Genomic DNA, 8,855 nt, shown 5'->3' on the forward strand with positions numbered 1-8,855 from the left:
TTTTTCACCTCATCAATCCAATAAAGGTTTGTCCCAAGCTAATGCATCCATCATTAGGTGGAACTTTTCTATTTATGTAAACATTAAAGCCTTTTTCTCTTAAAATTTTTAATGCTTCTTCTAATAAAATTGTGTTTTGGAATACTCCTCCGCTTAAAGCAACAGTATTTACCTTTTCCTCATCCCTTATAATTTGGCACACATTTAATATTAAGTCCGCAACAGCATAATGAAATCCAAGAGCTAAAGAACCTTTGTCTTCATTTTCCCTCAATCTGCATATATCTTCTAAAACTGGTTTTGGATCTATTTCTATAATTCTGCTATTTTCCTTTATAGAAAATTGAAATCTCTGAATTTTAACATTTTTCTTTTTAGCCAAAAAAGCTTCCTTTTCCAATTCAATAGCACATTGTCCCTCATAATGATTTTCATGCTGTATATTTAAAATAGATGAAACTGCATCAAATAATCTTCCCATGCTTGAGGATAAAACAGTATTTATATTATTTTTTATTGCTGCCTCTATTATATCACTTCTGTCATCCTTTATATATTCTCTCAGATCCGAACTTATGAGAAAGCAGGTAGCTGTCTTTCTCCCATCCTTCATAGAATCATCGCCGCCTAATATAGGTGTATAACTTAAATGTGCTTTTCTTTGAAAATCAGAACCATTACAAACTAAAAATTCTCCTCCCCAGATATTGCCGTCTGTTCCATAGCCTGTACCATCGAAGGCAACTCCTATAACCCTTTCTTTTAAATTATGCTCTGCCATTACTGATGCAATGTGGGCATGATGATGCTGAACATATACTAAAGGAATTCTAAGAGTTTTTGCATACTTTGATGAAAAATAATTAGGATGTAAGTCACAAATAGCCATATTAGGTTGGATTTTCATTAGTCTTGATAAATCTTTAGCTGATTCTCTATATTTATCTAAAACTGTTTTCTCCTCTAAATCACCAAAATATTGTGATACAACAGCACTTCCATTTTTATAAAGACAAAAGGCAGCTTTTAAATCACTACCGGCAGCAAAAATCTGTAATTTCTTATTCTTGGGAAGAAAGATAGGGTAAGGAACGTATCCTCTACTTCTTCTAATTAGCTGAGGCTTTTTATCAATAATCTTTGATACAGAATCATCTACAGAACGTAGAATTTTTCTTTTATTATACAATACTCCTTGCAAATATGGTGAATTTATATGCAAAATTTCAGAATCATCCTTTATTATAGATTTTCCTGATATATTTGCACTGGTCATAATAAGCGGACCACATTTTTTTGTAAGCAGTATATGTAAAGGTGTATAAGGTAAAAAAGCACCACAATATATACTACCCTTATTTGTTGAGTATGCCATACTTTCATCTTTTCTATAGAGTAACACAATAGGTCGTGCCTTGGACTGTAACAGATCTTTTTCCTCATTAGATACAAAACAATATTTTTCTATAGAATTTATATCTGGAAACATTACTGCAAATGGTTTCTCTTCTCTTCCCTTTAACTTTCTTAAATTTTCTACAGTACTTTCCATAAAAGGAGAGCATGAAAAATGGTATCCACCTATACCCTTTACTCCAATTATTCCACCAGAATTTATTATATCTACAGCCTTCTCAAAGGCATTTTCATCAGTAAGATTATCAAATATCAAATAAGGGCCACAGTCGTTACAGGATATGGTCTGAGCATGAAATCTTCTGCTGTCAGGTGAAGTATATTCTTTCTTACAGGAAGAACACATTTCAAAATCCTTCATGGTAGTGTTATCCCTATCATAGGGAAGTTTCTCTATTATAGTGTATCTAGGTCCACATGCAGCACAGCTTATAAATGGATTTTTAAAGCGTCTATCACTGACTTTTAATAATTCCTCTTCACATTTTTGACAAATAGATATATCAGGAGGGATTATGGAAACCTCATCATCCACATCGCTTTCAATTATATTAAATCCATTGAATTTATCTTCTTTTACATCTTCTATCTCTATATGAACGATTTCACCCTTGTTATCTTCATTTGTTTTTATATCATATAAAAAATTATTAAAATCTTTTATATGTGACTGAGCTACTATCTCAACTACTCCACCAATATTTTTTACTGTTCCTTTTATATTATTTTTTTGAGCCATATGATAAACAAAAGGTCGGAAACCGACCCCTTGTACAATTCCCCAAACCCTTATCTTTTTTGTTATGAGTTTATTTTTTCTGTTATCCATGAAATCACCTGGTCAAATCCTTCATCTGTTTTACAGGATACCTTTATAACTGGCGCTTTTTTATTTAACGCTCTAACACCATTCATAAAGAAATTCTCATCAAAATCTACATAGGGTAAAAGGTCACATTTATTTAGTATAATAATATCTGCCTTTTCAAAGGCAAGAGGATATTTGTATGGTTTGTCACTACCTTCTGTTACAGTTGAAATAAGCATCTTAGCATGTTCTCCTATTTGAAATTCAGCAGGACAAACTAAGTTCCCTATATTTTCAATGAACAGTATACCCTCTTTAATATTCAGCTTCTCTACTGCATCTCCAATCATAGGGGAATCAAGATGGCAAGCTCCTCCTGTGTTTATCTGTACAGTATCTACTCCAAGAGATAAGAGGGTCTTTGTATCATAATCAGCCTCAATATCTCCTTCAATAACATAAGGCTTTATATCTTTAAGTTTTTTTATAATTTCTATTAAGGTTGAAGTTTTTCCAGCCCCAGGAGATCCCATAACATTTATAGCAAATATGCCTCTTTTAGTAAGTGAAGAATTTATTTTTTTAGCTACTTCATCATTTTTATCATATACAGATTGCATTACTTCTATTTCTTTCTTCTCTGACATAATAAGACTCCTATTCTATTTCTATAGATTTTATATAAAATTCTTTTCCTATTTCTGTTGGAACACCATCTCCACTGCATATAGGACATTGAAATGAAAAAACCTTTCTCTCAAAAAGTTCTCCACATCTAGTACACTTGAGCTTAGGCTTTACCCTTTCAATATTAAGCTTTGCTTTGTGCAAAGGCTGCAAAGGCCCCTCTGCAATAATTTCAAAATATAATTCAATGGAGCTTGCTACATAACCTGAGTAATCTCCTACTATCAAATTGATTTGCTTTACTTCTTTACCATTATTTTTATTTGCAAATTCCTCTGCAATCTCAATTATCCTTTTAGTTATAGGATATTCATGCATTTGTATATTCATCCTTTACATCTTCTAGTGATGGAGCAGTATATTGGTTCTCCATATGAAGACATTTTTTAGGACAACCTTCGCAACAATAGTTACATTGAATACATTTAAGTCTATCAATAGTCCATAAAGACTTTTCTCTTTCAACTTTAATGGCTTCTGTAGGACATCGTCTTTGACATAATCCACAAAATATACACTCAGAAATATTAATTTGAATTTTTCCTCTTGTATTTTTAAAAGTATCTTTTTTAACTAAAGGATATTTTTCTGTATATGGTCCATGAAACATACTTTTAAACAAGGTTTTAGTTATAGTTAAAATGGACATTTTTCTCCCTCCTTCACTGTCATTATCTTTCTGTACAACTTATACAAGGGTCCATTGAAACGATTAATACAGGCACATCTGCAAGGGCACATCCCTTTAGTGTTTCCAGTAAAGCAGGAAGGTTAGCAAAGGTAGGAGTTCGAACTCTAACTCTATCTAGAAACTTTGTTCCATTTGCTTTTACATAATATAAAACCTCACCCCTTGGCTGCTCTAATCTTATAAAGCTTTCCCCTTTTGGATTACCTTTTACTTTAATACTTATATCTCCCTTTGGAATTAAGGAAATACATTGTTTAATTATGTCAATGGATTGAAAAACTTCTTTTATTCTAACCCACATTCTTGCATAACAATCTCCAGAGGTTTCAGTAATAGGCTCAAATTTAATATTTCTATATGCTCCATAGCCTAAAGTTCTCATGTCTATACTATTTCCGCTTCCTCTTGCCATAGGACCAACTGCTCCTAATTCATAAGCCATCTCTTTAGATAAAATTCCTACTCCTTTAGTCCTATGCTTTACAGAGGAATCTTTTAAAAACACCTTGGTAATATCTTCTATTTCATCTTTAAGTTTATCTAAAATATCATCAATTTTTCTTAGCATTTCTGAATCTATATCTTTTCTAACTCCACCAATATCACAAACAGAAAATATTACTCTTCCTCCTGTGGTTTCCTCAAATATATCAAGTATTTGTTCTCGTAGTCTCCAGGAATGCATAAAAAGGCTCTCAAACCCAAAGGCGTCTGCTGCAAGTCCAAGCCATAAGAGATGACTGTGTATTCTTGATAATTCTGCCCATATAGTTCTTAAAAATTCTGCTCTCTCGGGAATTTTTACTCCCATTATATCTTCTATAGCCATACAATAACCCATACCATGCATAAAAGAGCATATACCACAAACTCTTTCTGCAACAAATACATATTGTTGAAAATCCCTCTTTTCCACAAGTTTTTCAAGTCCTCTATGAACATATCCTATACTCGGTATTGCCTCTATAACAGTTTCATCCTCTAGAACTAAGTCTAGGTGTATAGGCTCAGGAAGAACAGGATGTTGAGGACCAAATGGAATTACAGTTCTTGTGCCCATTACTCGTCCTCCTTTTTCATGCTAAAAGGTGCTTTTTTAGCAATTTTATAAAAATTATCCTTATAATCTAAAGAGATGCCACTTATTTTAACACCAAAAAGCTCTTTAATTTCGTTTTCATATAAAAAGGCATAAGGATAAATGCTTGTAATGCTTTCAACTTCAACTCCAGAATCAATATTTAATCTCAAATGTAAAAAATCAAATTCCTTATCAAAAGAATAGGTTAATTCTATGCCATCTTTATAGGTACATGAAATTGCAACAAGACGATAACCTTTGTTTTTTAGCCTTAAAACATCTCCTAGAAGTTCCTGAGGCAAAATACTATATATCTGTTCTCCATTTACACTTTCTTCAATTATTTTTTCTTCCATTACAATCACTTTCCTTTTCAAAAAATCATATTATTTTCTTGCATATTTTTGCTTTTCTTCTAATATACTTATTGCCTTTACAACTCCATCTATGATAGATTCAGGCCTTGCTGCACAACCTGAAACATAAACATCCACAGGTAACACCTTGTCTACTCCTCCTGCAATGTTATAACATTCGGCAAATATTCCCCCTGATGAAGCACAGGTACCCACTGCAACTACAACCTTAGGTTCGGCCATTTGTTCATAAAGCTGCTTAACTACTGATCTATTCTCCTCATTAATGCTCCCCGTAATTAGAAAAATATCAGCATGCTTTGGATTACCTGTATTTATAACTCCAAATCTTTCAACATCATACAATGGGGTTAGGCTAGCAAGCACCTCTATATCACACCCATTACAGCTGCTTCCATCATAATGTAAAATCCATGGCGATTTTTTTACTAAACTCATACTCACACCTACCTAAATATTGATAAGATTACAAGATTTACAGTTCCTAAAATTCCAATTACAATCCAGGTTGACTTCAATGCAAGCTGCCATTTTACTCTAGCAAAACCGTTATCTACGATAATTTCAAATATATATGCAGCTATACATGGTATAATCGCTAACAGACGACCTAATGTAGATGAGGTTGCAAAAAACAGATATATGAGAGTAAATGCTATAATTGTCTCATACCAATGTGTCACTTCAATAACAGCTAAATCCCTACCTGAATATTCTGTTGTTATTCCTTTCACTATCTCTTGATGCCCATGATGTGACATACTTAAGTCGAATGGTGACTTTCTTAATTTAAATGTTAATATATAAAGCATTCCCAAAAATATTCCAGGCAAGTAAACTACCGCAGGAATTTTAGTCGAAATAATATCTCTAACGAAAAAGCTTTTATTTGCATAATATAACCCTATTCCTGTAAGAAGAACCATAGGCTCATAGGCCATTAGCTGAAGCATTTCCCTTTGGGAACCAATGACGCTGTATGGAGAATTAGAAGCATATCCACCTAATATAAAAAAGGTAGAGCTTAAGGTCAGTGAAAATATTGCAATTAGTATGTCTCCCCCAACTAGTAAAATCACTGAAGAAAATATAACAAATATTAAAGCAATATAAACATAAAAGCGATACACTGTATTAACTTCCATTGATTCCTTACTCAAAAGCTTTATAACATCATAAAAAGGCTGTAATAATGGTGGACCTTGTCTTCCTTGCATCCTTGCTGAAATTATTCTGTCAATTCCAGTAATCAGTCCTCCTATAAATGGTACTAGGATAATAATGGCAATTATTTTTAAAGTCATTATCATATTGCCGCACCTCCAATAATAAGGATAACTCCCAAGCTTAAAATGCTAATTGAAATAATATTGCTCCAGAATGTCAGCTTTTTATTATTAAATATATCTTCCATATACCAATTGCGAAGTTCAACTTTACGACTAATTCCTAGAGCACCATTAAAAGATTCATTGTCTCCAATATTTTCTCCAGCCATATATATAGGAGCTATCCTACGTTTGTCCTTCTTATGTATAGGGATGAAGCTTATAGGTAATATTATTAACATACTAAGCATTATAATCATTATATTTACATCGCTTGAACTGATAGGTACTACTGTTTTTCCTCCAAACAATGATGATAAATATGGTATAATTACGTATTTAGATATAAGAGGGAAGCTGAAGCATGCTAGAGCTACTAACGTAGCTTGAATAAAAATAGGTACTTCCTCATCTAAATGAAAAGTATGTTTAGGTTGTACTTTATTATTAGCATTTGCTACAAGCTTTCCCAACCATTTTGTCCAATAAAAAAGTGTTGCAGCACTTCCATAAGCAAGTATAAGAACTGTTAATACATTTTTGGAATCTATAAATGCTTTCATGGCAACCCACTTTGATATAAGCATACCGAAAGGAGCAAGATACATTCCAGCAATTCCAATAATCATATATAAACAAAGTCTTTTAGACAAGTACCTCAACCTGTCCATATCTTCTACATTTCTGGTTCCCAATTGATGTTCCGCAGACCCAACTGATAGAAACAATAAAGATTTAGATATGGAATGAAATATAACAAGCAGTATAGCAGCCCATAGTGACTCCTCAGTACCTATGCTTGCACAAATTACAATAAGTCCCAAATTGGCTATAGTCGAATAAGCGAGAACTTTCTTACCATCACTTTGGGTAATGGCTATAAGTGAACCAATAAGAAATGTAACAGCTCCTATTAAAGTAACAATTTTCCCAACAGCTGTCTTTCCCTAGTAAAGGTGAAAGTCTTATTAAAAGATAAACACCTGCTTTTACCATGGTTGCAGAATGAAGTAAAGCTGAGGAAGGTGTAGGAGCTACCATTGCCCCAAGAAGCCAAGATGAAAATGGAAACTGAGCAGATTTTGTAAGGGCAGCAATACATAGAAGAAATATGCTGGCAGCAACTATTGTTCCTGGTTCCATTGTTGTAAGTACAGAAAGTTCAAGAGTATTAAGATTCATGCCAATTAGTACTATGGCAATAGCAAATGCAAATCCCCTCCTAAATTTATAGCTAAAGCTCTAAAGGAATTATTTTTTGCTTCTTCAGTTTTTGTATATCCAATAAGAAGATAAGAACAAAAGGAAGTTATCTCCCAGAAGAAATACATCCATATTAAATTATTGCTTAAAACCAAACCAAACATTGCTGATAGAAACAGAAATATTACACTAAGAAAAAAGTTTTTTCTTTCTTCATACCCCTTATGATGAATATGATACCATTTCATATAACCTACAGCATATAAACTTATTAGACTTCCTATAACTCCAACAATAAGTACCATTATTGCAGTTAGTTTGTCAAAAGCGAACACTGATGCAATCTCTATATCATGTTCTTGAGTAAGCTCAAACCAAATAAGCAGCGGTGTTTGAAAAGCTGCAAAAAGAGTTACAAGATACTTCCTGTTCTTTATGCTTGTATATATTATATAAATAGCAAGAAGTACCTCAATAACCATCATTAAATAATCAATAGTTTTTTCCATTGAGGTTGATAAATATGAAACTTCATGAAAATTTTGATAAACAACAATAAATGTTAATACACAAGTAACTAACGCAGAAATCCTACATATTAGATTTCTCATATTATCATTTTTTAATAAAAAAAATGATAATAGCTGATAGCAGAGGAAATAATATTAATACTGAAATCATGTTCATAGATCACCACCTGATTTTTAAATTTTAATAAGTTAATAAGTTAAGGCCTTAACTTGAATAAAATACTTATTTATAAAAATATAATTATTATATAATTCAGAAAAATTTGACAATATTTTAACGTTATTCACATATTATCATATAGCAATTTTATTGTAAAATAATGCGAATGATTAAATTAAATGAAAATAGCTTTAATTTTTCTAGTTTTATAATATATCCTTCAGTCTCTATTATTCTTTAAATTTTTCATAATTTATATTAATTTTGCACTATTTTAAATTTTGTGTATGCACATTTTCAAATTCTTATTTATATTTCTTATTTTACTTATAAATAAAATAAAAAAATATAAACACATATCCATAAAATGTATATCATTATATCTTTATATATATATTGTAATCTGAAAAATAAATACCCAATGCCAATTGGCATTGGGTATTTATTTTATATCTGTTTTCCGCTAGCAACTTCTTCTATAGCTTCTTTTACATCCTCTATTTTTCTTTCTTCCTTCTTTAGATTTTTTTCTGCTACAGCAAGCATTAATTTTATTCTGTTTATTTGATTTACT

8 protein-coding genes and 1 pseudogene are annotated in these 8,855 nt (G+C 31.8%); all 9 read right to left on the minus strand.

The genetic code is table 11. From position 1 onward, the window contains the following. Positions 1-4: 4 nt before the first annotated feature. The 9 genes and pseudogenes from hypF to ACFWTK_RS12225 all read right to left on the minus strand — a co-directional run bounded on the left by hypF (position 5) and on the right by ACFWTK_RS12225 (position 8,202). Positions 5-2,245, minus strand: a complete 2,241-nt coding sequence (gene hypF / locus ACFWTK_RS12185) for a carbamoyltransferase HypF (RefSeq protein WP_415876237.1) — start codon at positions 2,243-2,245, stop codon at positions 5-7. After that, the gene (gene hypB, locus ACFWTK_RS12190) at positions 2,218-2,871 is read right to left on the minus strand and encodes a hydrogenase nickel incorporation protein HypB (RefSeq protein ID WP_415876238.1); all 654 of its coding nucleotides are present in this window, start codon (positions 2,869-2,871) and stop codon (positions 2,218-2,220) included. The genes hypF and hypB overlap by 28 nt, the downstream gene beginning before the upstream one ends. Before the next feature lie 10 nt (positions 2,872-2,881). Further along, positions 2,882-3,241 carry a hydrogenase maturation nickel metallochaperone HypA/HybF gene (locus ACFWTK_RS12195; RefSeq protein WP_415876239.1) on the minus strand — a complete coding sequence of 120 codons (360 nt, stop codon included), beginning with the start codon at positions 3,239-3,241 and terminating at the stop codon, positions 2,882-2,884. Next, positions 3,222-3,560: a 4Fe-4S dicluster domain-containing protein gene (locus ACFWTK_RS12200; protein WP_415876240.1), complete on the minus strand. Its 339-nt coding sequence runs from the start codon at positions 3,558-3,560 to the stop codon at positions 3,222-3,224. The genes ACFWTK_RS12195 and ACFWTK_RS12200 overlap by 20 nt, the downstream gene beginning before the upstream one ends. Positions 3,561-3,582: 22 nt before the next feature. Further along, complete coding sequence (locus ACFWTK_RS12205) at positions 3,583-4,662, minus strand: hydrogenase large subunit (protein WP_415876241.1); 1,080 nt, start codon at positions 4,660-4,662, stop codon at positions 3,583-3,585. Continuing rightward, complete coding sequence (locus tag ACFWTK_RS12210; protein ID WP_415876242.1) at positions 4,662-5,039, minus strand: NADH-quinone oxidoreductase subunit C; 378 nt, start codon at positions 5,037-5,039, stop codon at positions 4,662-4,664. Before ACFWTK_RS12210 ends, ACFWTK_RS12205 begins: the two co-directional genes overlap by 1 nt. 30 nt (positions 5,040-5,069) lie before the next feature. Then, a complete protein-coding gene (locus ACFWTK_RS12215) occupies positions 5,070-5,498 on the minus strand; it encodes an NADH-quinone oxidoreductase subunit B family protein (protein ID WP_415876243.1) in 429 nt (142 codons plus the stop codon). 8 nt (positions 5,499-5,506) lie between these two features. Beyond that, positions 5,507-6,370 carry a respiratory chain complex I subunit 1 family protein gene (locus ACFWTK_RS12220; protein ID WP_415876244.1) on the minus strand — a complete coding sequence of 288 codons (864 nt, stop codon included), beginning with the start codon at positions 6,368-6,370 and terminating at the stop codon, positions 5,507-5,509. After that, a pseudogene (locus ACFWTK_RS12225) lies at positions 6,367-8,202 on the minus strand (NADH-quinone oxidoreductase subunit 5 family protein). Before ACFWTK_RS12225 ends, ACFWTK_RS12220 begins: the two are co-directional and overlap by 4 nt. Positions 8,203-8,855 lie beyond the last annotated feature (653 nt).

The sequence above is a fragment of the Clostridium sp. genome (genome assembly GCF_047777555.1).
Lineage (GTDB): Bacteria > Bacillota > Clostridia > Clostridiales > Clostridiaceae > Clostridium_H.

Bases quoted from the DNA above. Each gene is read 5' to 3' on its own strand.
- hypF (WP_415876237.1), bottom strand. From the start codon at position 2,245: ATGGATAACAGAAAAAATAAACTCATAACAAAAAAGATAAGGGTTTGG.
- hypB (WP_415876238.1), bottom strand. From the start codon at position 2,871: ATGTCAGAGAAGAAAGAAATAGAAGTAATGCAATCTGTATATGATAAA.
- ACFWTK_RS12195 (WP_415876239.1), bottom strand. From the start codon at position 3,241: ATGAATATACAAATGCATGAATATCCTATAACTAAAAGGATAATTGAG.
- ACFWTK_RS12200 (WP_415876240.1), bottom strand. From the start codon at position 3,560: ATGTCCATTTTAACTATAACTAAAACCTTGTTTAAAAGTATGTTTCAT.
- ACFWTK_RS12205 (WP_415876241.1), bottom strand. From the start codon at position 4,662: ATGGGCACAAGAACTGTAATTCCATTTGGTCCTCAACATCCTGTTCTT.
- ACFWTK_RS12210 (WP_415876242.1), bottom strand. From the start codon at position 5,039: ATGGAAGAAAAAATAATTGAAGAAAGTGTAAATGGAGAACAGATATAT.
- ACFWTK_RS12215 (WP_415876243.1), bottom strand. From the start codon at position 5,498: ATGAGTTTAGTAAAAAAATCGCCATGGATTTTACATTATGATGGAAGC.
- ACFWTK_RS12220 (WP_415876244.1), bottom strand. From the start codon at position 6,370: ATGATAATGACTTTAAAAATAATTGCCATTATTATCCTAGTACCATTT.